At 44.6% G+C, this 914-nt stretch carries 2 protein-coding genes; both read left to right on the forward strand.

Annotated elements, in window-relative coordinates; genetic code table 11:
* Positions 1-140: 140 nt before the first annotated feature.
* Entirely contained in the window at positions 141-479 is a 339-nt protein-coding gene (locus tag ACO0K4_RS19390; RefSeq protein ID WP_422958319.1) for a hypothetical protein, read from the forward strand.
* An 85-nt stretch (positions 480-564) separates the two neighbouring features.
* Positions 565-914 (forward strand): YXWGXW repeat-containing protein (locus tag ACO0K4_RS19395; protein WP_422958320.1); only part of this gene is annotated, 350 nt, incomplete at its 3' end.

The raw sequence follows: 914 nt of genomic DNA on the forward strand, positions 1-914 counted from the left end.
AGAGAAAAATATCGCCCTCAGTAATCTAAGAAACATGTTGTTACCTCCGATACAAATTCTTTGTAATCTCAAACGGATATCTTCACGTTGAATAGGGGCATCACAATTGCATCCCTTTTTACACCATTTGGAGAATCAACATGATCACTATTCGTAAAACATTTGCACTGTTAGGTATTCTTGGTGTTATTGCTTCTGCCGCAGGTAGCGCTTTTGCAGCAGATACTACGTGGCAAAAAAATCACCCGCGTCGTGAACAGGTGAATACTCGATTAGCAAAACAAGATGCTCGTATCAAAGACGAAGTAAAAGAAGGTGATATGAGTAAAGCGAAAGCAGCTCACCTTCATCAGCAAGACAAGCAAGTGCGTCAGGAAGAACGTGATATGGCGAGCCAAAATGGTGGGCACATCACAAAGCAAGAGCAAAAAACATTGAATCAGCAAGAAAATGCGATCAGTAAGAAGATTCATGGATAATACAAACCAGTCTAGACAAAAACGCCTGCTTCAGCAGGTGTTTTTTATTGGATGCGTATAAAATCAGTCAGGCAAAAGGAGAGAAATGAACCACCTAATACAAAGGCTAATTGCGACAAGCCTTATATTGTCAGCAGTCGGGTGCGCTGCACCGGCCAGTCAGCGAGTTATCGTGCGGGAGCAACCAAGAGTCGTGATCCGGCAAGTTCCTGCGCCTGTACAGGAAGTGATTACCGTCCAGCCAGCTTCTGGCTATTCGTGGGTTCCGGGTCATTGGTTCTGGCATCACAATGAATGGGAATGGCAAGCAGGACATTGGTATCAAGGCAGCGTACGCCCTATGCCCGCGATGCTTGTAGAGCAAATTACAATAGCGCCAAGTCCTAATCATTATTGGATACCAGGGCACTGGAAATGGCATAGTAATGAATGGGA

The sequence above is a fragment of the Undibacterium sp. RuTC16W genome (genome assembly GCF_049339445.1).
Lineage (GTDB): Bacteria > Pseudomonadota > Gammaproteobacteria > Burkholderiales > Burkholderiaceae_D > Undibacterium.

Excerpts from the sequence above, each read along its gene's own strand:
- ACO0K4_RS19390 (WP_422958319.1), top strand. The coding sequence starts at position 141 with ATGATCACTATTCGTAAAACATTTGCACTGTTAGGTATTCTTGGTGTT.